The organism is Hanstruepera ponticola (assembly GCF_002940745.1).
GTDB lineage: Bacteria > Bacteroidota > Bacteroidia > Flavobacteriales > Flavobacteriaceae > Hanstruepera > Hanstruepera ponticola.
This window is the reverse complement of record NZ_POTB01000001.1, coordinates 1,997,422-2,020,141: the sequence shown is the minus strand read 5'-3', so window position 1 is coordinate 2,020,141 and position 22,720 is coordinate 1,997,422. Positions and strand designations below refer to the sequence as shown.

Genomic DNA, 22,720 nt, shown 5'->3' with positions numbered 1-22,720 from the left:
TAATCATGAAGAAATTAGCAGTCTTATTTATCAGTTTTATTGTTTTAGTTGCTTGTAAAAACGATACTAAAACAGAAGATGCGTCAACTTCAAAACCTATAGATGTTGACAGTCCAAACCGAACAGAAAAACAAAACGATGGATTAACCCTTTTAAAAGGTGAATTTGTTTACTTCGCAGATGCCGCTGTATTACAGACTCACAGAGAGGTTTATGCTGTAGTGATTGACGAAAAAATGCATGAGTTGGATAAAATGGCAAAAAAGTATAAAAAAGAAGCTACTGACTATGTTACCGTTGCCATAAGAGGAAAAATTACGCCTAAACCTGAAAATGAAGAAGGTTGGGATTTTAGAGTTGCCATAAAAGAAATTATGGAAGTTGCTCCGTCAAACCCAGAAAGCAATAATGTTGTTAAATTGGAATCAAAATAAACTATGTTAAAGATAAATAACTTACACGCAAGTGTAGAGGATAAAAGTATTTTAAGAGGCATTAACCTTGAAGTTAAGCCTGGTGAAGTCCATGCTATAATGGGCCCTAACGGTTCTGGAAAAAGCACTCTGGCTTCGGTTATCGCAGGAAAAGAAGAATATGAAGTTGATAAGGGAGAAATCCTATTAGAAGGTGAAAATATCGATGAATTAGCTGCTGAAGAACGTGCTCACAAAGGTATCTTTTTGTCATTTCAATATCCTGTTGAAATTCCTGGAGTATCAGTTACCAACTTCATAAAAACAGCCATAAACGAAACAAGAAAGGCTAAAGGATTAGAAGACATGCCAGCAAATGAAATGCTGAAGCTGATACGTGAAAAATCTGAATTATTAGAAATTGATAGAAAGTTCTTATCGCGTTCTTTAAATGAAGGCTTTTCTGGTGGTGAAAAAAAACGTAACGAAATATTTCAAATGGCTATGTTAGAACCTAAACTAGCTATTTTAGATGAAACCGATTCTGGTTTAGATATCGACGCGCTGCGTATTGTTGCAAATGGTGTTAACAAGCTAAAAAGCAAAGACAATGCAGTCATTGTAATTACGCATTATCAAAGACTATTGGATTATATAGTCCCAGATTTTGTACATGTATTACACAATGGTCGTATTGTAAAATCTGGACCAAAAGAACTAGCACATGAGCTAGAAGAAAAAGGTTACGACTGGATAAAAGAAGAAGTGAACGCTTAAAAAAAGCAAATGGATTTAAAAGATAAAATAGTTTCTTCATATTTAGCATTCGAGGATCATTTGGATGACAATTCACCATTGCATGATATTAGAAATCAAGCAATAAAAACTTTTGAAGAAAAAGGATTCCCAACTAAAAAAGAAGAAGCTTGGAAATACACATCACTAAAATCTATTTTAAATCAGGATTATAGTGTTTTTCCAAAACAAGAAAATGCTTTAGAATATCGTGATGTCAAAAAGTATTTTATTCACGATATAGACAGTTATAAAATTGTATTTGTTGATGGAAGATACTCTTCACATTTATCACAAACAACACATGATGGTATTGACGTTTGTTTGATGTCATCAGCCTTAAGCAAGCCTAAATACCGTTTAGTTATTGAAAATTATTTCAATAAAGCAGCAACTAAAGACAGCTTGTCTTCCTTAAATACGGCATTTGCGGGTGAAGGTGCATACATTCATATCAGGAAGAATAAATTGGTTGAAAAACCCATTCAAATCTTACATTTTTGCTCTGGAAATGAATCGGCCTTAATGTTGCAACCTAGAAACTTAATTGTAGTAGATGAGAATGCTCACGTTCAAATAATTGAGCGTCATCAAAGCTTAACAGACAACCCTGTATTAACCAATAGTGTGACCGAAATTTTTGCCAATAAACGTGCTATTGTAGATTATTATAAGGTTCAGAACGATAGAGAAACTGCTTCACTAATAGATAATACATTTATCAGTCAGAAGCAAGAAAGTCATTGTTCAGTACATACATTTTCGTTTGGTGGTAAACTAACACGTAATAACTTAAATTTCTTTCAAAAAGGCGAACGTATAGATTCAACATTAAAAGGTGTCACTATCATTGGTAACAAGCAGCATGTTGACCATAACACATTGGTTCATCACATAGAACCAAATTGCGAAAGTCATCAAGATTACAAAGGTATTTTTGGAGATAACGCAACAGGCGTTTTTAACGGAAAAGTTGTAGTCGAAAAAGAAGCTCAAAAAACAAATGCATTTCAGGCTAACAATAATATCCTGATAAGCGATAAAGCTTCCATAAATACCAAGCCACAATTAGAAATTTTTGCAGATGATGTAAAATGCTCTCACGGTTGCACCATTGGTCAGTTAGACGAAAGTGCTATGTTTTACATGCGCTCACGTGGTATTCCTGAAAAAGAAGCGAAAGCGTTATTGATGTATGCGTTTAGTAATAACATATTAAGTTCTGTGAAAATTCCTGAAATTAAGCAACGTATTACCAAAATTATTGCCAATAAGCTTGGAGTTAAGATTGGGTTTGATCTTTGATATTGTTTACTCATGGATAATCTTACTTGACTCATTTTGAGTTTTATAATTAAGTATTTCAAAATAGTTTTACGAAAACTAAAACTACATTTATGAGAATCCTTTTAATATTTCTTGTCATACTTGAGACAAATCTGATCTTCAGTCAAGATAGTATTCCTTCAATTGTTTTTAATAATCTAGATACCAACTATAAGGACTTTGTTGTTCTCGAAAATGATGTCTATGCCATCACTAAAGGTGATAGTTTAGTAGCTTGGAACACTCAATCAAATAAAGTTAAATTAATTAATAGCAATAGTAATTCAATTACCAAAAATTCTAAAAATGAAATTTTTGTAGGTTTATCTGATGGTAGAGTTATTGTGACTAGCAGTAATCAAATAATTACTAAGGTTCCTGAAGAGGAACATATTTATTTTATTTTAATCGATAATAACAATAAATTGCTTATTGTTACAAATAAATCATTCGTTCTAGATGGAAAGATTTATCAGCCTAACGATAAAAATTCTCGTTTTTTCTGGAGGTCTGGATATAGAAAACCTTCAAACAGTTTAATTAAGCCAGATACATACTTTTTAGATAGTAAAAACAGGTTATGGCTTGGCTATGATTCTGGAGAATGGGGTGGAGATATGTGTTTTTTTAATCTTAATACTAAAGAGTTTTTTTGTGACGATAGTTTAGGCTCTATATATAATGATAAATATGGAGATTGGCCAGAAGATGATTCAATAATTTTTTCAGAATTTCCTGAAAAGGTGGTAATAACAAAAACTGACACTTTGATTAAGTTTCCTCATAACCTTTACACATCTAATATTAAGGGAATTACCGAAGATCGTGAAGGTAATTTTTATACAAGCGAAAGTTTAATGCACTTTTTTGTTGATGGCAGAATTGATGTTTTAAAGAAAACAGATTTTGAAGATTTCTATAAAAATGAATCTTTAAAATACATTTTAGAAAACGAAACTTCTATTAAAGAATATAAAAATAAAGATGGGGATTTCATTTCTTACACTAAAATGGATATTAAAGAATATTTAGGCCCAATATCATATAATCCTTTTGATTATTCAGTGTATTATTACACTAATAATGGCTTCTTTAGGATAATAAAAAAAGATGGTAGCTATGATAAAGAGTTAATTTTAAACCCTACTTTAACGTGGAAGGCAGGTTTGCCAAATGCTGTTGGATATCAAATGTCTGTTAAGAAATTTGAGTTTTTAGATAAAAACCGTTTCGTATTTTTGACAAACCTAAATGGCATAGGGTATTTTGATGGACAGAAAATAAAATACTACAAATAATACAATGCTTAACATAGAAGACATTCGCAAAGACTTCCCCATACTTTTAAGAGAAGTAAATGGTAAGCCTTTAGTATATTTAGATAATGCAGCTACCTCGCAAACACCGCAGCAAGTCATTGATTGTATTGTAGATTATTATTCAAACTACAATGCTAATATTCATAGAGGCGTCCATACATTAAGTCAAGAAGCCACTGATAAATACGAAACAGCTAGACAAACCATACAAAAACATTTTAATGCCCAAAAAGCCCATGAAATTATTTTTACCTCTGGGACAACTCATGGTATTAATTTAGTTGCCAATGGGTTTTCGTCATTATTAAAAAAGGGAGATGAAATTATTGTTTCAGCTTTAGAACATCATAGCAATATTGTGCCTTGGCAAATGCTCTCTGAACACACAGGTGCCATTCTAAAAGTCATTCCTATGAATGAATACGGTGAATTGGTCATGTCTGAATATGATAAGCTGTTGTCCTCAAATACCAAATTAGTTTTTGTAAACCATATTTCCAATGCTTTAGGAACCTTAAATCCCATTGAGGATATCATTGAAAAGGCTCATCAGGTTGGTGCTGCTGTTTTAGTAGATGGTGCACAAGCATGCCCTCACGTAAAACCAGATGTTCAAGATTTGGATGCTGACTTCTACGTAGCTTCAGCCCACAAAATGTGTGGCCCAACAGGTGTTGGTATATTATATGGAAAAGAAGCTTGGCTAAACAAATTACCGCCTTATCAAGGTGGTGGTGAAATGATTGCTGAAGTAACTTTTGAAAAAACTACTTATGCTGATTTACCACATAAGTTTGAAGCAGGAACACCAAATATTTGTGGTGGTATTGCCTTTGGAACTGCTATAGATTACATGAATCAAATTGGTTTTGATAACATAACCAATTATGAAAATGAGTTATTAGTTTACGCTACAAAAAAACTACTTGAAATTGAAGGCTTAAAAATTTACGGCACTTCAAAGCACAAAACCTCTGTCATCTCTTTTAATCTAGAAGGTATTCATCCTTATGATGTAGGCACCATACTGGATAAATTAGGGATTGCAGTAAGAACGGGTCATCATTGTGCGCAACCCATCATGGACTATTTTAAAATACCTGGAACTGTTAGAGCTTCCTTTGCCTTTTACAATACCATATCAGAAGTTGATACATTAATCGAGGGCGTGAAAAAAGCTAAAATGATGCTATCATAAACTTAACTTTTTGACAATCAAATACTAACACCCAATGGGTGTTTTTTTTGTTTTTATAAGCAAAATGCTTTTCGTCGAAAAATTTAATATTTTTTTATCTATTGTGTTAATTTTTTCTTAATTAATTATATATTCGGCAATATTTTAAACCAAATTTTACATAATTATGAAAAAAACACTTCTTGGTATGGCTGCTCTAGCTCTACTATTTGGATCATGTAATGATGATCAGGAAACCATTTCAAACGACGACCAATCAAAAATTGACATGAGTGATTTTTATGTCTATACCGATGCAGATATTGATGAAGCTTCAAGAATTGCAGACGGTAAATCTAAAGCTTGTTATTCAATGGTCAACCTAAATAGATTATTGAATGAAAATGCAGAATTAGAACAAAATATGTTTGACATTGAATTTAATTCTAGAAAATTTATTGCTGGTAAAAAAGGAGGAAATGGCAATGGAAATGGCGGTGGCCCAGGTGGTGGCGACGGTGGTGATGGCGGATCAGGAGACAACCTTGGTGTGATTGACATCCCTGTTTATGTGCATGTAATTTACAGTAACTCGAATGAAAACATTAGTAGTACCCAAATTAACTCACAAATTAACGTTTTAAATGATGATTTTAGAGCTACCAATAATGATGCAAATCAAGTGCCTTCAGAATTTTCTGGATTAGTTGCTGATAGTGAAATAACATTTTCGCTAGCAGGAGTTTTCAGACATTCTAATTCTAGAACATCTTGGGGAACCAATGATGCAATGAAAGCTGCTTATCCTCCAGTAACACCGCAAACTCATTTAAATATTTGGGTTTGTAACATAGGTGGTGGGATTTTAGGATATGCTCAATTCCCTGGCGGACCTAGCTCAACTGATGGTGTTGTGATTTCACCTCAATATTTTGGAACAACAGGTTATGTTTCTGCTCCTTTTGATGAAGGAAGAACAGCAACTCATGAAGTTGGTCACTACTTAAACTTACGTCATATTTGGGGAGATGGTAGATGTAATAGAGATGATTTTGTTTCTGACACACCTACATCAGATGGTCCAAACTATGGTTGCCCTTCCTATCCAACGAGGAATTGTCGTTCAAATGATATGACTATGAACTATATGGATTATACTAACGATGCTTGTATGTACATGTTTTCTGAAGGTCAAAAAACAAGAATGCGCTCAATTTTTGCTTCAAATGGCCCTAGAAGTGCCATGGCAAACTAAGCACATTCATTATAATTTTTAAAAGACGCCAACTTTGGCGTCTTTTTTGTATTATTATATATAATATTAAAATTATAACAAATGAAATTCACGTTTATCTTAACTGTTTTTATTTCAATTGCTTCATGCGGAAACTCAGAGAAAAAAATTAATGAAATTGCTATTTCAGAAAATTTTCCGAATGGCAACTATAAAATTGGCCTTATTAACGACTCCAACGAGGCTTCATCTGAATTAACAATCATATTCAATGATAGTTTAAAAACGGTATCTGGTTATTCTGGTTGTAATAGGTTTACTGGCTCCTATGAAATAAACGGTTCCAACATAAAAATTGGATCTCTTGCAGCAACAAGAATGTCTTGTCCTGAAGAAAAAAATGCCGTTGAATCCAAAATGCTGGAAGCCTTAACCAATGCTAATAATTTTCTTATTGATGATGAGACTATAACCCTAAAAAAAGATGATACTAACGTTATTACGGCTTTTCAAACACAAAACAATTTAATGATTACCTATCAAGCTTCTACTAGAGGTTTTTTTGAAAAAATCTGGATTAATCAAGAACATATTAATTTTTCAAATGATTATAACCTTGATGTTAGTGAGAGTAGTGAATACCCAGATACTCTATGGAATGAATTAGAAAAAATGGTTAATGAATTAGACCTTGATTCATTATCAAATTTAGAAGCACCTTCAAAATCAAGTCATCATGATGCAGCAGCAGCTGCTACATTACAAATTGAGCTAAATGGGAAAACCTACAAAACACCTATTTTTGATCATGGGAATCCACCAAAATCAATAGAAAATATCGTGAATAAGGTTTTATCTATGAAGAAAAAGGCAGTGAAACAATAGTTATCTGTATTTTTGTAGAAAATTTGAGTTAATGACTATTGAAGATATTCAAAACGAAATAATTGATGAGTTTTCTATGTTTGATGATTGGGAAGAGCGCTACCAATACATGATAGATTTAGGTAAAACATTACCACTTATTGATGACCAATATAAAACGGAAGAAAACATCATAAAAGGATGCCAAAGTAAAGTTTGGGTGCATGCTGAAATGAAAAACGAGAAAATTATTTTTACTGCAGATAGTGATGCCATAATAACTAAAGGAATCATTGCTATTCTTATTAGAGCTTTTTCAAATCAGTCGCCAAAAGCCATCATTAAAGCCAATACTGATTTCATAGATGAAATTGGATTAAAAGATCATTTATCCCCTACTCGCGCTAATGGTTTAGTGAGTATGATAAAGCAATTGAAAATGTATGCCATAGCATACCAAACACAACTACAATAATTATGAGCGAAACTATAGATACAACCGAACTAGGTGAAAAAATTGTTAAGGTTTTAAAAAGCATTTATGATCCTGAAATCCCTGTAGATATTTATGAATTAGGCCTTATTTACGATGTATTTGTAAATGAAGATTATGATGTAAAAATCCTCATGACATTGACAACACCTAATTGCCCTGTGGCCGAAACATTGCCATTAGAAGTTGAAGAAAAAGTAAAATCTTTAGATGCTGTGAATTCTACAGAAGTAGAAATTACTTTTGACCCACCTTGGAGTCAAGACTTAATGAGTGAAGAGGCAAAACTAGAACTAGGCATGCTCTAAAGCTATGGCAGATGATATTGTAAATCGCGTAGCGAACAGTAAATTAGTTACATTCGACTTGGAGGATTATTATCCAACAGGCGAACGGGTCTTATTAGATATTTCAAACTGGCTTTATGAAGGCATTGTACTTCGTGAAAAAGAATTTAGAGCGCACGTATTGAGTCATAACTGGTCTCAATACCAAAACAAATACGTTGCTGTTAACTGCTCTACTGATGCTATTATTCCTGCTTGGGCTTATATGTTAATATCCGTTGAACTTCAACCCTTTTCTAAATTAACTGTTGTAGGAAATTTAGAGGCTTTGGAAACGGTAATTTACCAAGATATTATAGATAATTTAGATGTCTCTGACCTAGAGGACAAACCCATAATTATAAAAGGCTGTTCTAAAAAGCCCGTCCCTTTGAATGCTTACAGCATGATTTCAAGCAAGTTAAAACCAGTAGCAAAATCTATAATGTTTGGTGAAGCTTGTTCAAATGTTCCATTATTTAAAAGAAAGTAGTATTTTTGCTTTGTTATTAATCTAATTATAGAAACGCTATAATTAATCCATTTTTATTCTTATGAAAAAAATCTTTACACTAGGTTTCATGCTGCTTGCGACAGCTTCATTTTCGCAAACTATTGACGAGCTAAAAGAAGAGAAATCTCAAAAACAAGATTCAGTTGATGCTATTCAAAGTAGAATTGATGATTTACAAAAGCAGATAGATGAATTTCCAGGTTGGAAATTTGGAGCTTTCGGTACTATTGGAGCAAGTTTTTCTCAATTTAATAATTGGTACGGACAAGGTACGCCAAATAACTCATCAGGTAATATTACAATAACGGCTAACCCATTTGCCAAATTGGATCGTGAAAAATATTTTTGGTATAATACAGCCAATATAAACTTGAGTTGGGTGAAATTTGATGATAAAGATGACCCAACTGATGATGATAGCTTTAGAGAAGCTAATGATGTGTTTAGTGTAACGTCACTTTACGGTTACAAATTAACCAAATCACTCGCAGCTTCTACGCTTGCAGAATATCGCACCACATTAATTAACAATTTTAATGATCCAGGATATTTAGATGTTGGTATTGGTATTACATGGACTCCAATTGACAACTTAATTGTTGTGGTACACCCATTGAACTACAACTTTGTTTTTGCTGATAATGATGCTATTTTTGAGTCATCTTTCGGTGCTAAAGTAGTAGCCAACTATAAGAAAGAATTTGGAGGCTTGACTTTCAACTCTAACTTATCAGCATTCATGAGCTATGAAGATTCAAACCTATCAAACTGGACATGGATAAACTCGTTGAGCTATAAAGTATGGAAAAGTTTAGGTCTTGGGTTTGAAGTAGGATTAAGAGATAACAAGCAAGAAGCTGTTAATTTTGCTTATGGAAACTGGGATCCAATGGGTACTCAACCAGAGCCTACTTTTGATAATGTAGATAATGACTTACAAGTTTATACAACGTTTGGTTTGAGTTATTCATTCTAACACACGATACTATTTATTATAAAAAGCGACCAATTAGGTCGCTTTTTTAATTCCCTTTAAATTCTTTTTTCTTCTTTTTGCTTTTAAACAATCGCTGAAAAAAGTTATCCTCCTTTTCTAACTTACAATCTAAATCATTTAAAACTTCTGCGCTTGGTTTTTCAAACTGACTTTGAGTTATTTGTTTGAATTTAGAGTCGTTGTTAAGTTTCTGGTAGAATTTAGCAAATAGTGGTAAAGCCGAATTAGCCCCTTGGCCTAAACCTGTAGTTTTAAAGCCAATATTGTAATTGTCGTTTCCTACCCAAGTTACGGTTACTAGTTTTGGTGTTAGACCTACAAACCAACCATCCTTATTATCTTGTGTGGTTCCCGTTTTCCCAGCTATAGCGTTATTGAGTCTATATGTAGTCCTTAATCTGGATGCTGTTCCTTGATTTATGGTTGATTTCATCATTTCTAACAACACTTGACGTGTGTAATCACTATAAGCTTCTTCTTTAGAAACTTGAGGTTCAAATTCTGCTATTACGATTCCCGCTTTATCGGTTATTTTAGTAATAGTATAAGGTTTTACAGCCTTACTTTTATTCACATAACTGGCATATGCACCTGTTAATGTTTTCAAATTAATTTCGGCAACACCTAGAGCTAAAGCAGGTTCTTGAGGTAAATCCTTAACGATACCCATTTTTTGGGCTTGTTCAATTGTGGCTGAAATGCCCACATCATTTAAAACTTTTACAGCAATCGTGTTTATAGAATGACTTAAGGCCTTTTCAAGATTATACTTGATATTTTCATCTTCTTCTTGACCAGAATTGGTTGGTGTCCAATTATCATAATTGGTGTATGTTATGGCCTTTACGTCATAATAAGAGCATGGTTTCATCCCTTGTTCAATAGCTGTAGTATATACAATGGGTTTGAAAGTAGAGCCTACCTGACGTTCACTTTGTGAAACATGATCATACTTAAAAAAACGATAGTCAATACCGCCTATATACGTTTTAATAGCTCCAGTTGAGGGATCAATTGAAAGCATCCCAGTATTTAAAAACTTTAAATAATGTGATAAACTATCTTTTACTGAAAGTTGTTCAGTTTTGGTATCATTCCAAGAAAAGGCTTCAATATCTCTAGGTTTTGATAAACTATCTTGAATGGCGTCTTCTGATAAACCAGATTCTTCTAGACGTTTGTAAATAGGCAAGTCCTGAAGTGATTTTTTAAATATAGCTGATTCAGGTCTCCAAGGTGCACGAGTTCCATAAGACTTTTCATATTCATTTTGCAACTTGGTAAGATGATCGTTCATAGCTTCTTCTGCATACAATTGCATGGTAGCATCAAGAGTCGTATGTACTATTAAGCCATCTCGGTAAATATCATAAGGCTCACCGTTTGGTTTTTTAATAGTTTTTAATTTTTCAATAAGTTCCTTTTTAACCTGTGCTCTAAAATATGGTGCTAATCCCATATCGTGATTAAAAGAGTGGTAGTCTAAAACCAGTGAATCTTGTTTTATGGCTTCGGCTTGTTCTTGGTCAATAAAGTCATACTTCAACATTTGATTAACAACCACATTGCGTCGCAATTCACTACGAGTTTTGGAAATTCTAGGATTGTAATAATTGTTGGCTTTTAAAGTCCCAACAAGTGTAGCTGCTTCAGATAAACTTAATTTGTTAGCAGGTTTATTAAAAAACTTTTGTGCAGCACTTTCAATACCATATGTATTATCTGGAAATGGAACGGTGTTTAAATAAAGCGTTAAAATATCTTCTTTAGAGTAAATAGATTCTATACGTTTGGCTGTTATAGACTCTTTAAACTTATTAATAAGTATCCCGAAAGCTAAATAATCTTGTCTGCCAAAAAGGTTTTTTGCTAGTTGCAAGGTAATAGTACTTCCGCCTCCAGCAGATTCATCGTGAAGTAGGATGTTTTTAAAAAAAACGCGTAATAAACTTCTATTATCTACACCGTTGTGCTCATAAAAACGTACGTCTTCCGTCGCAATTAAAGCGTCTATTAAGTGTTGTGGAAAATCTTTATATAGCAATGGCTGTCTGTCATAAATATAGTATTTCCCTATAAGTTTTTGATTACTATCCAAAACTTGAGTTGCTTCAGCTTGTTTTAAAGTACTTAAATCCTGCTGTGTTGGTAGTTTCCCGAATAAGCCCAAATAAGTCAAGCCATACAATAGCGTAAGAAAAAGAACAGCAGAAACCAATAGTATCATTGGCCACTTTACCCATTTTTTCTTAAATAATGCGCGTAGTTTTTCCATGTTTATTTTAACAAACGACAGATTACTTGATTTATTAGAAAGTTGCCAGTTAACTGAATGTTAATAATTACTATTCTTCCTCATAGTTGTAGTCAGGGTACAAAAAGTGATTGTAAGGAAAACGGGTGACATGAATTTCGCGAACCTCATCATAAACACGCTTTTTAAAATCTTCTAGGTTTTGCTTATTCAAAGCCGAAATGAACAAAGCGTTATTTCCAATGCGATTCATCCATGTTTTTTTCCATTCTTGTAAGCTATAGTTAGCTTTAGTACGTTCGGTTACCAAATCGGTGTCATCAAAAGGTTCAGCTTCATAAGCATCAATTTTGTTAAACACCATAATGGTTGGTTTGTCTGCACTATCTATTTCACCTAATATTTTATTTACTGATTCAATGTGTTCTTCAAAATTAGGATGTGAAATATCAACGACATGTAATAGTAAATCGGCTTCACGCACCTCATCTAATGTACTTTTAAAACTTTCCACCAATTGCGTTGGTAGCTTACGAATAAACCCAACCGTATCAGTTAACAAAAACGGTAGGTTTTGAATAACCACTTTTCTGACTGTAGTATCTAAAGTTGCAAACAATTTATTTTCAGCAAAAACCTCACTTTTACTTATGGTATTCATTAGCGTAGATTTCCCAACGTTTGTATAGCCAACTAAAGCTACACGAACCATTTTACCACGATTACCACGTTGCACAGCCATTTGCTTGTCTATGGTTTTAATTTTAGCTTTGAGTAAGGATATTTTGTCGCGTACAATACGTCTATCTGTTTCAATTTCTGTTTCACCTGGACCACGCATTCCAATCCCACCTTTTTGTCTTTCAAGGTGAGTCCACATACCTTTTAAACGTGGTAATAAATATTCACATTGTGCCAATTCAACCTGCGTTCTGGCATAACTGGTTTGAGCTCGTTGAGCAAAAATATCCAAGATTAAATTGGTTCTATCTAGCACTTTACAATTGAGTATTTTGCTAATGTTCCGTTCTTGTGCTGGAGACAGTTCATCATCAAAGATAGCAGTTCCAATATCATACTCTTCGATAAAAGCCTGAACTTCCTGCATCTTACCAGTTCCAATAAATGTTTTAGGATTAGGCATGTCCATTTTCTGTGTAAAGCGTTTTAAAACTTCACCTCCAGCCGTGTATGTTAAGAATTCCAACTCATCTAAATATTCTTTAGATTTATCTTCATCTTGGTTTTTTGTTACTATTCCAATTAAAACAGCGCGTTCTAATTCTATGTCTTTCTTTTCTATCATAATCGTCAAAATATAATACAAAGTTACAATGATAATATGTAATGTATTCTAATTTACTGTATTCTTATGATTAAATTAGCATCTTAATCACTGATTGCATTGAAAATTATAGCATGACAAAATCATTGTTTACAGTTGCCTTTTATAACCTAGAAAATTTATTTGACACTTATGACGATGTGTTAACTAATGACAATGATTTTTTGCCTGATTCGGTTAAGCGTTGGACACCTAAACGCTACCAAAACAAACTGCGGAAACTAGGCTTTGCTATTTCTAATATTGGTAAGGAAGAAACAGGGAATCCACCAGCATTAATTGGTTTGGCCGAAGTTGAAAACAACTTGGTACTTGACGATTTATTAAATTCAGAGCATTTAGCAAATAAGCCATATGATTATGTTCACTTTGATTCGCCTGATGAACGTGGAATTGATGTGGCGCTGATTTATGATACATCGGTTTTTGAAGTTGAAGTATCGGAAGTTTTTCCTGTACATATTTACGATGATGATGGCAGTATTGACTATACGCGTGACATATTGTTAGTAAGAGGTATTTTGAATGCAGAACATGTTCATATAATGGTAAATCATTGGCCTTCTAGACACGATGGCGAATTAATAACTGAACCAAAACGGTTGTTAGCGGCCGAAAAAGTAGGTGAAATTATACAGCAAATTAAAACTGAAGACCAAAATGCTAAAATTATTGTAATGGGTGATTTTAATGACGATCCTTTTAGTAATAGTATAAAACGTCTTATGCAATCAAATGATTTATATAACCCTATGGCAACGTTATTATCAGATGATTCAGGAACCACACGCCATTTTGATGAATGGAATTTATTTGATCAAATTTTATTTAGCACCAATTTCTTTGAAACAACACCTAACCGTCTCTCTTTTAGTATTGCTGCTCTATTTGATGAAGATTTTTTAAAACAATATCGTGGTCCTTTTAAAGGTGCTCCTTTTAGAACGTATGTTGGTAAAAAGTATAAGGGTGGCTACAGTGACCACTTTCCTGTTTATATTATATTGGAAGAGAATTAGAAATAAAAAAGCCTGCGAAATGCAGGCTTTTCAATTATTAATCTTTATCAGCTCCTAAATTATTGAGGTGCCAAAATTTTAACATTACTTAAATCTCTAGTTGAAGATATTGCCCCACCATTACTGTCATAAACAAAAGCAATAAATCCATTACCACTTGCTTCTGAAAGGTCAATAAGACCTGTTACATCGTACTCATTATCGAAAAAACCACCATTTATTGGTAATGCCTCTATTTCAGTCTGGCCTATTTCAGTCCATGTTGCAGTAGTTGGATCTGCTCCTGCAACATAATCATTAGAAAAGTATGCTTTTAAAGGCTCTTCCCCTGCATCACTAAATGCATCAGCTATCTCTAATATCATCTGCTCATCTTCTTGAGCATCAAAATCAAAAGATGGAGAGATTAACCAACTAATCATTGGTTCTCCAGAACTACCATTATAAGCTGAACCTCTAATATAAGATACACCACCAAAAGATGTAGCATACCATTCTCTAGTTCCTTCGGTAGTAATAACATCCCAACCATTTAGTCCTCCAACAAAATCTTCTTCAAAAATAATATCAAATTCATCGATATCTAATGGCTCACATTTAGCTTGATCAAATTTAACATCGTCTGTTGTATTTAATGCCATTACTAAATTACTACCGTTAAACGTTTTGGTAATAACACCTGCAATAGTTCCACCACCACTTGTTGGTAATGGTAATTGTGCGAAATCTGCAAAAGAGCTTGTTTCTAATGGAAATGATGAATAACCAAACCCATCACAACTTTGTATTGTTCTAGACGTATCAAAATCATCAAATGGGTCAACATAAAACTCCCCTTCTAAACTGTCTGGGAATTGTGCATTTTCAACCATAACATACATACCAATATGAGAATCGTTAACTTGTGAAAAGGTAACAACTAATGGCTCCATAGTTTCGGTTACTTGAGATCTGAAAATTTTTGAAGGTACTCTGTTTCCTGTAATTTGTTCAACTTCTCCATCACTATTTCCAGTTCCTCCAATTGCAATTACATCGTCTCCACCTCTAACTTCACCAATAACTAAACCATTCAAATTAATGTAAACTTCTCTACCAAAGTTAAATTGATTATAAGAGTCTACTTGATTTAATACAACTTTAATTGCTGCTGTTGGGTTTGATGGACTATCTTGAATAAAAAACTCCTTGTAAAAATTACCTGTTCTATCCGAAGAAGACACGTAACCTTTAACATAAACATTAGTCGTTATTGCTGTTACCTCTCCTGGAACAAAATAAGATTTTGCTTCAGAAACCGTGATAGCTGTTGAATTTGCAATTAGGTTATTTAATCCTATGTTTTCTTCATCTCCAAGACTTTCAGGAACTGTGTAATCGTCATCTTGTACACATGAGGTAATAGCTATTGTTGCTATTAAACCAAGTACTATTGTAAAAAATCTATTTGTTTTCATTGTAATACTATTTTAATTAATTTTTCTTTTTCGTTTTTAGAATCTAAAGTTAACATTTAAAAAATAAGTTGTACCACGACCATACCAATATTTTGGTCCAAATACACGTTTAGGATTAGAATTATCAGCCAATAATTCGTTGTAATTGGCATTTCTACCTTGCTCAAATCCACCTGTTTTGTAGATTTCATCTAGCAAGTTATTAATACTTGCAAATAATCCCACATAATAATCTCCAATTTTCCAAGATTTTCCACCTGTTAAATTTACTACCATATAATCACCAAAATCTTCTTGTTTTAGTAAGTCTCTAGCTATTTCTGGATCGTAATTATTAATTGGCAATCCATCTCTATCTAAATAAAAGTTTTCAGTACGTGTCAACGGACTAATATCTACATAAGCGTTGTCAAAGAAATTGGCTGTAGCACCAAACCACCAATAATCTGGGTCACGATATTCAAATCCAACTGAATAGGCTTTTTGTGGCCCACCAGAAACCTTATAATCTTTAATATTTGCCGTATAGGTATTTGTTCTACCAAATATAGAAGACGTTAAATATAAATCTGGATTGTTATCATATGTATATTGACCAATAGAAGCTACACCTTTTAATTTAATAGTTGGTGTCACTTGGGCTTCTAGACCCAATTCTGCTCCAATATGTTTTTTATCAACACCTTGCAATACTTCTTGAACAAATGCAGTTGTTTGGTTAATTGAAACCGATTCATTTCCTACCGTATTAATATTTGCTAAACCATCAGCAAAATAAAATGCTATTTCATTGGCATCTTGAATTTTGGTGTAATAACCTGTTAATTTGGCTTTTACAATTGGAGAACGGTAAATATAACTAACATCAACAGAAGCGATCTTTTCTTCGGTAATATTTGATACGACATCATTGTTTTCTCTAACGTTAGAATAGCTATTTCTTAATGTAGGTGCTTTAGTTAAATAACCTCCATTTACATCAATTAAGTGCTTTCCAGTAATCTTATAGGTAAATCCACCTTTTGCTCCAACTCCAGTAAATGTCAATTTTTCACCTTTACCATATGAATTTGCGAAAGCTGAATGTTCCCATAAACCATTTCTTTGATAGGATGTACTAGTTAAGCTAGCAGATGCATAAAAATCTACTTTACTGTATTTAAACTGTGCTTGTGCATAACCTGATATTACAGAAGCATCAATCTCATAATTGTAACGAAACTTATCACCTTCACCTACAATTCTGTCTGGGTTTCTTGCATCAAATTGAAAACCATCAAAGTTATCTACATTCAAGTAACCTGTAGAACCCAATAAATCAATGATATTTCCGAAGTTTTCAGATTTAAAATCTTTATAAGTAAAGGCTGCATTAATTAGAATATTTTCATTTATTTCTGTGTTTAAAATAGAATTTAATGTTAATTGAGTATCATCAGTTCTATCTTCATATAACACATAGGCACCAGGTAATCCGGCCGCATTATTTGTGACGTTTGCGTCCAAAATACGCTCCCAATCTATCTGTCCATCATTAATAAACTCTTGTTCAGCCAAATAAGCGCCTTCATAATCTGGACCATCATCATCGGCCAAGAAATAACTAGGTAAATCTTGATAGTAAGCAGGACTTGGGTTAGCTCCACCAGCAAAGTCTAAACGACTATTACCTATTTTACCAAACTGATATCCAACATTGGTGTTTAAACTCGTTTTACTACTTATGTCCCAATAATGGTTTAACATTAAAATAGGTTCAACAACTTCCTTTATTCTGGAATTACGCTTTTCACCATCTAACCAACCCCAATATTCATTATACCTTATATCTTTTAGGTCATAAACCTCTTGTGTATTTGGTGAAGATTTTCCTCTACGGTTTGGCGTGTAAATTGATGTGAAATTTAAACTGTGTTTTTCTCCCAATTTCTTTTCAACTGAAGCAAAAAATGAGTTAGCATCGTATAACGTACCATCTTGATAACCTTCATCTCCCCAACGTCTGCCAGCCATTATAGTGTAAGCCCAACCACCTTCTAATAATCCTGAAGAGTAACTGGCCATAATTCTATTTCTATAACTTCTATTAGAGGAAGAGTAAGTAATTCTACCACCTTCTCTATACTGTGACGCACGAACATTCATATTAGTAGTTCCTAATATTCCACCAAAATTATAGCTTGATGGTTGTAAACCAGTGGTTAATTCTTGGTTTCTTAATACATCATTCAATCCTCCCCAATCACTCCATTGTGGTCTACCATCAAACATTTTATTCATCTCAATACCATTTATTAGTACTGAACCATTTTCAGAGTCTAAACCTCTTACTCTAAAAAATGATGAACTAAATTCAAATGCAGCTGTACGTTGAAAGACATCTTGAGATGACTGCAATAAACCAGAAATATTATCTAATCCTGCACCATCATCATTTAATTCATCGTCAGATAAACTAATAGTAAATAAATCGGCTGCTGAATCTTTTAATAAGGCCATGTCTTGGATATTTACCGTTTGACCTTCATTAATTACTATAGGAAATCTTTTAAAAGAATAACCATCTTTAGAAATTCTTAATATTTGTTCTCCCAAAGGTAGATTTGAAGTAAATTCAAAAGCTCCTAATTCATCTGTTTGAGTAATTAAATCCGTTCCTTCAATAACAACCGTAACATCTGCAATGGGTTCTTGTGAAATTGATTCTGTTACACTACCAGTTACAATAGTTTGTTGCGCATGTATAGTAAATGCTGAAAAAATTACAAATAAAAAAACAATTAAACTTTTTTTCATGTTAGAAATTATAGTTAAAAAATAGATTTTGCATTAATTTTTGATTAATTAAGCCTGCAAATTTACATTTTTTCTAATAAATATCTACTTTTGGCGTAAGATTTGTAATACCATAACAAAAACGTAACATTCTAATTTAATGAAAAATATAAAATTTTGGTTTACAACACTACTTGTATGTGTTGCTCTAACTGCCAATTCTCAAGAAGCTAAAAAATTTAAAATCCATACTGTTGCTTTTTATAATTTAGAAAACCTATTTGACACTATCAATGACCCAACCAAAAATGATGAGGCAAGCCCAATCATGGAGATGAAAATTGATGTAAGTGAAATTTACAAGAAAAAAGTTCGGAATATGGCTCGAGTATTGGCTGATATAGGAACTGATACAGCTAAAAATTCTCCTGCTATTATAGGAATTTCAGAGGTTGAAAATAGAGATGTTATTGAAGATGTGATAAATGACCCAGCCTTGGTAAACATGGACTATGGGATTGTTCATTACGAATCTCCTGATAGACGTGGCATTGATGTTGCCTTGCTATATCAAAAAAAATTATTCACGCCTTTATTTACAAGCTCACATGAACTCTTACTTTTTGATGATCAATCTCAAAAACGAGTTTATACTAGAGACCAACTACTAGTTAGTGGGAAATTAGATGGTGAAATGATTCATATTATTGTAAACCACTGGCCTTCTCGAAGTGGTGGTGAAGCAAGAAGCAGACCAAAACGTGTTGCTGCCGCTAAACTAAACAAGAAAATTATTGATTCGTTACAAACTTTAGACCCTTATGCTAAAATAATTTCCATGGGCGATTTTAACGATGACCCTACAAATGCCAGTATGAAAGAGGTTTTAAAAACTAAAAACGATAGAGAAGATGTTGGTTTTAAAGAAATTTACAATCCGTATGAAAATTTATTTAAGGCTGGATTAGGTTCTAATGCCTATCGTGATGCATGGAGTTTATTTGACCAAATTATTATAACACAGCCTTTCCTTGAAAAAGACTATTCTTCTTTTCAATTTTATCAGGCAAATATCTATAATAAAAATTATTTAGTAAGTAAACGTGGAAGGTGGAAAGGATATCCTAAACGGAGTTTTTCAAACGGTGGCTTTACCGATGGATTCAGTGACCACTTCCCATCATATATTTTCTTGATTAAAGAAGTAATTGAATGAAAAAATTATAAATAAAAAAAGGCGACTTGTTTTAGTCGCCTTTTTTTATGCCATCCAAGTATTCCATGGAATTCTAGATAAGAATAACACAAGTGCTATTACATAAAAAACAGTAATAGTATTGAATTTAGCTTTTGAAATGAGTTTCTTTTTATGCATTGAATAACCAACAGTAATGAGAACTATGGCTAAAATATTTACTATAGGATGCTCTACTAAGTAGAGTCTATCAACAGCGTTTTTCATTATCTCACCCATACCAGATTCACTAAACAGACTAAATCTAGGAGAAACAAAATATAATATTAATCCCAACAGTAATTGAATATGTGAAACTATTAAAGTGAAAAGTGCAATCCTAAAATCCTTTGCACCATATTCTTTATCACCTAATCTTTTTATTAAGGCATTTATAACTGCAATTATCAACATAAATAAGACTAGGTAAGCCCAATAAGAATGAAGTAATTTAATGGTATTATACATGAGATTGTTGTTTTAAATTTAAACAAATGTACTAATAAAAGTGCATAAAAAAACCTCTTCATTTGGAAGAGGTTTTTTTAAACTCTAGTTAGTTTTAGAAATTATATTTAATTGAAGCATTAAATGTCATTCCATTTGTATTGAAATATCCGAATCTATCTGTTTGCTGAATTCTAACTTCATCAAACACATTATATACGTTACCGTTTAATGTTAAACGTTGACCACCTAGTTCAAAGTTATAAGTTAGCCCTAAATCAGTCAAAGAGTAAGGAGAAAGCGTTCCTACATTTTGAGTTTGAACAGCTTCGCTTCCATCTAATGCCAAACTATCATTTATCCAGAGTCTTGCGTAGTAATTGATGTTACCATAAACAGTTAAACCGTCTATCACCCTTGCACGAGCACCAAAACCAGTTGTGAATTGAGGTGCGTTTGGCACTTTTACACCATCTCTATTAATACCAGGTGTTTCAGAAATCAAATCGCCTGTTTGGTCATTATAAACAGCAACATTAGAAGTTCCATCATACTCCCAACTACCACCTGAAATATATCCAGTTAAACTTATAGCATCAGTAACATTATATTGCATATCTAATTCTACACCCTTGTGTATTTGCGTTACTCCTCTATCAAAAATATTTAATTCAATATCATCAGAATCATCATTTGGGGTATTATTCTGATCGATATCTGTACTTGAAATCACGCGATTAGACCAATCTGTATAGTAGAAATTAAAGTTTGCTCTAAATCGATTAACTTGAAATTTATAACCCAATTCAAAGCTCGTAATTTCCTCATTGTCAACCTCTGGATTGTCAAATATTTCATTTGAGCTTCTAATATCTTTAAAAATATTATCTAAAAATGGTTGTCTTGAATAAAACCCTGTATTGAAATACAATCTACTAGAAGGTGCAATCGCATAAGAAACACCACCTTTTAAGTTATATCCTATTTTACTTAATTTATCAGACTTACCTAAACCACCATCTCCATCAAAACGGCCATCTCTCTGATATGACTGATTAGAAAGAGCTCCTTGAAAGAAAACAGAAAAATCATCATTTGCATATTCAATTTGTCCAAAAACACCTTGATAATTTATGTTTTCAGAATAATCATAATCTATACGTTGACCTTCATCGGCAAAATTAAATAGTGCCGCCCAAGGCGTAGCATCAAATGAGTCAGTTACGACAGCATCATCTGGTCTATCATTAGCCCAACCATTTAAGCCGTAAAAGTCAGTTACTTGTCTGAAGTGATCACCTCTATAAAAACGTAAATCAGCACCTAAATTGAAATTTAAGTTTTCATTTATTTCATGATTGAAGTTGGTTACCAACCCATACCATGCATGATTATTTACAGACGATCTTCTAATGTAACTAGTGTTTCTTTCGCCATCTTCATTACCAATTCCGTTGTCATCAGCAGCTGCTTGTTGTTCAATAGCATAATAATCCATTTGACCATCAGCTGTTCTTATTCTACCTCTTCCACGATCTCCAGTTCCACCACCGCGTCCCCAAGATGCATAGGCAACCGTTGACAATTCAGATTTTTCTGAAATATTCCAATCCCAGTTAAAGTTAAATACTGGCTTGTGATAATAATTTGTTCTTTCAGATTCTATTTCTTCCGTGTATTGGTTTCCGTTTAAACCAGAAGTGTAACCCCAATGTTGATTGAACTTTGGTGTTTCTTCAAGTGTTTCTAAACTTTGAGACCATCTTTGACCATGTTGTTGTGGTGCACCTGTCAACAATAAGTTGAAAGCGTGCTTTTCATTTGGTTTATATCCTGCTGAAATAAAGTATGTTTGACCTGAACCGAATGTTCCTTGAGCCCATTTTCTATGTGCTTTCCAGTAATCCAATAAAACAGAAAATGACCATCCCTTCTCACTTAAACCTGTATCATAAGAAACAGTTCCTTTAAAGTAGCTGTCATTACCACCCATGAATCTTGCGAATCCGCCTTTTTTTCTGTCGGTAGATTTCATAATCAAATTCATAGTTCCACCTACAGATGATATTGCTAATTTTGAAGCTCCTAAACCACGCTGTACTTGAACGCCATTGGCAACATCAGCAATACCTGCCCAGTTGGACCAATATACAAGACCATCTTCCATTCCATTCACTGGCTGACCATTTAAAAGAATTGCAATGTTAGTTTGGTCAAAACCACGTAAAAATAATTGTGAATCACCAAAACCAGTTTGTCCCGAAACGAAAACAGAAGGTGTGTTTTTAATTATTTCAGAAACCTCAACATTACCAATAGCACGTTCTTGAATTTCAGCCTTCTTAATTGTAGAAACTGCAATAGGCGTTTCTCTTGTTTCAGCTAAATCAATAACTCCAGACCCAATAATAACTACCTCGTCCAATGTATTGTCACTTGCCAAAGTAATGTTTCCTAAATTTGTGCTACCATCAAATGATACGGTTACAGTGCTGTAACCAACATAAGAGATTACTAATTGACCAGAAGTAGCTTCTGTAGTAATTGTAAAATTCCCATCAAAATCAGAAGACACACCGTTAGTTGTGCCTTTTTCAATGATGTTGGCACCTGGAAGTGGTGCGTTCATTTCGGCATCCATAATAGTACCTGATACAGTACTTTGTGCCAATGCTAAACCAGTAAACATAAACGCTACTGCTAAAAATAAAAATCTTGTAATTTTTTTCAT

General features: G+C 33.2%; 19 protein-coding genes. 13 read left to right on the top strand and 6 right to left on the bottom strand.

Annotated features, from left to right (window positions below; genetic code table 11):
• Positions 1-5: 5 nt before the first annotated feature.
• The 11 genes from C1S72_RS09165 to C1S72_RS09115 all read left to right on the top strand — a co-directional run bounded on the left by C1S72_RS09165 (position 6) and on the right by C1S72_RS09115 (position 9,437).
• A complete protein-coding gene (locus tag C1S72_RS09165) occupies positions 6-434 on the top strand; it encodes a hypothetical protein (protein WP_104735306.1) in 429 nt (142 codons plus the stop codon).
• A gap of 3 nt (positions 435-437) precedes the next feature.
• Positions 438-1,190, top strand: a complete 753-nt coding sequence (sufC, locus tag C1S72_RS09160; protein ID WP_104735305.1) for a Fe-S cluster assembly ATPase SufC — start codon at positions 438-440, stop codon at positions 1,188-1,190.
• Positions 1,191-1,199: 9 nt separating this feature from the next.
• Positions 1,200-2,513, top strand: coding sequence for a Fe-S cluster assembly protein SufD (gene sufD, locus C1S72_RS09155; RefSeq protein WP_104735304.1), 1,314 nt, complete (start codon positions 1,200-1,202; stop codon positions 2,511-2,513).
• 92 nt (positions 2,514-2,605) lie between these two features.
• The gene (locus C1S72_RS09150) at positions 2,606-3,832 is read left to right on the top strand and encodes a ligand-binding sensor domain-containing protein (protein WP_104735303.1); all 1,227 of its coding nucleotides are present in this window, start codon (positions 2,606-2,608) and stop codon (positions 3,830-3,832) included.
• A 4-nt stretch (positions 3,833-3,836) separates the two neighbouring features.
• Entirely contained in the window at positions 3,837-5,051 is a 1,215-nt protein-coding gene (locus tag C1S72_RS09145) for an aminotransferase class V-fold PLP-dependent enzyme (RefSeq protein WP_104735302.1), read from the top strand.
• A 166-nt stretch (positions 5,052-5,217) separates the two neighbouring features.
• Positions 5,218-6,285: a zinc metalloprotease gene (locus C1S72_RS09140; protein ID WP_104735301.1), complete on the top strand. Its 1,068-nt coding sequence runs from the start codon at positions 5,218-5,220 to the stop codon at positions 6,283-6,285.
• Between the two features lie 81 nt (positions 6,286-6,366).
• Complete coding sequence (locus C1S72_RS09135) at positions 6,367-7,149, top strand: META domain-containing protein (protein WP_104735300.1); 783 nt, start codon at positions 6,367-6,369, stop codon at positions 7,147-7,149.
• Positions 7,150-7,180: 31 nt separating this feature from the next.
• Complete coding sequence (locus C1S72_RS09130; protein ID WP_104735299.1) at positions 7,181-7,603, top strand: SufE family protein; 423 nt, start codon at positions 7,181-7,183, stop codon at positions 7,601-7,603.
• Between the two features lie 2 nt (positions 7,604-7,605).
• On the top strand, positions 7,606-7,929 hold the full coding sequence (locus C1S72_RS09125) for a DUF59 domain-containing protein (protein ID WP_104735298.1): 324 nt from the start codon (positions 7,606-7,608) through the stop codon (positions 7,927-7,929).
• A 4-nt stretch (positions 7,930-7,933) separates the two neighbouring features.
• On the top strand, positions 7,934-8,440 hold the full coding sequence (locus C1S72_RS09120; protein ID WP_104735297.1) for a DUF2480 family protein: 507 nt from the start codon (positions 7,934-7,936) through the stop codon (positions 8,438-8,440).
• Between the two features lie 61 nt (positions 8,441-8,501).
• The gene (locus C1S72_RS09115) at positions 8,502-9,437 is read left to right on the top strand and encodes a DUF3078 domain-containing protein (RefSeq protein WP_104735296.1); all 936 of its coding nucleotides are present in this window, start codon (positions 8,502-8,504) and stop codon (positions 9,435-9,437) included.
• A gap of 46 nt (positions 9,438-9,483) precedes the next feature.
• On the opposite strand, the gene C1S72_RS09110 is transcribed toward C1S72_RS09115, so the two are convergent.
• Together C1S72_RS09110 and hflX are read right to left on the bottom strand one after the other, a co-directional pair.
• On the bottom strand, positions 9,484-11,733 hold the full coding sequence (locus C1S72_RS09110) for a transglycosylase domain-containing protein (protein ID WP_104735295.1): 2,250 nt from the start codon (positions 11,731-11,733) through the stop codon (positions 9,484-9,486).
• 70 nt (positions 11,734-11,803) lie between these two features.
• A complete protein-coding gene (gene hflX / locus C1S72_RS09105; protein ID WP_104735294.1) occupies positions 11,804-13,018 on the bottom strand; it encodes a GTPase HflX in 1,215 nt (404 codons plus the stop codon).
• 113 nt (positions 13,019-13,131) lie between these two features.
• On the opposite strand from hflX, the gene C1S72_RS09100 reads away from it, so the two are divergent.
• Positions 13,132-14,076 carry an endonuclease/exonuclease/phosphatase family protein gene (locus tag C1S72_RS09100; RefSeq protein WP_104735293.1) on the top strand — a complete coding sequence of 315 codons (945 nt, stop codon included), beginning with the start codon at positions 13,132-13,134 and terminating at the stop codon, positions 14,074-14,076.
• A gap of 59 nt (positions 14,077-14,135) precedes the next feature.
• On the opposite strand, the gene C1S72_RS09095 is transcribed toward C1S72_RS09100, so the two are convergent.
• Together C1S72_RS09095 and C1S72_RS09090 are read right to left on the bottom strand one after the other, a co-directional pair.
• A complete protein-coding gene (locus C1S72_RS09095; RefSeq protein WP_104735292.1) occupies positions 14,136-15,533 on the bottom strand; it encodes a DUF5689 domain-containing protein in 1,398 nt (465 codons plus the stop codon).
• Positions 15,534-15,569: 36 nt separating this feature from the next.
• The gene (locus C1S72_RS09090) at positions 15,570-18,329 is read right to left on the bottom strand and encodes a carboxypeptidase-like regulatory domain-containing protein (protein WP_104735291.1); all 2,760 of its coding nucleotides are present in this window, start codon (positions 18,327-18,329) and stop codon (positions 15,570-15,572) included.
• A gap of 139 nt (positions 18,330-18,468) precedes the next feature.
• Here C1S72_RS09090 and C1S72_RS09085 point away from each other — a divergent pair, with 139 nt between their 5' ends.
• On the top strand, positions 18,469-19,524 hold the full coding sequence (locus C1S72_RS09085; RefSeq protein WP_104735290.1) for an endonuclease/exonuclease/phosphatase family protein: 1,056 nt from the start codon (positions 18,469-18,471) through the stop codon (positions 19,522-19,524).
• A 45-nt stretch (positions 19,525-19,569) separates the two neighbouring features.
• On the opposite strand, the gene C1S72_RS09080 is transcribed toward C1S72_RS09085, so the two are convergent.
• Both C1S72_RS09080 and C1S72_RS09075 read right to left on the bottom strand, forming a co-directional pair.
• Positions 19,570-20,010 carry a hypothetical protein gene (locus C1S72_RS09080; RefSeq protein ID WP_104735289.1) on the bottom strand — a complete coding sequence of 147 codons (441 nt, stop codon included), beginning with the start codon at positions 20,008-20,010 and terminating at the stop codon, positions 19,570-19,572.
• Between the two features lie 94 nt (positions 20,011-20,104).
• On the bottom strand, positions 20,105-22,720 hold the full coding sequence (locus C1S72_RS09075) for a TonB-dependent receptor (protein WP_104735846.1): 2,616 nt from the start codon (positions 22,718-22,720) through the stop codon (positions 20,105-20,107).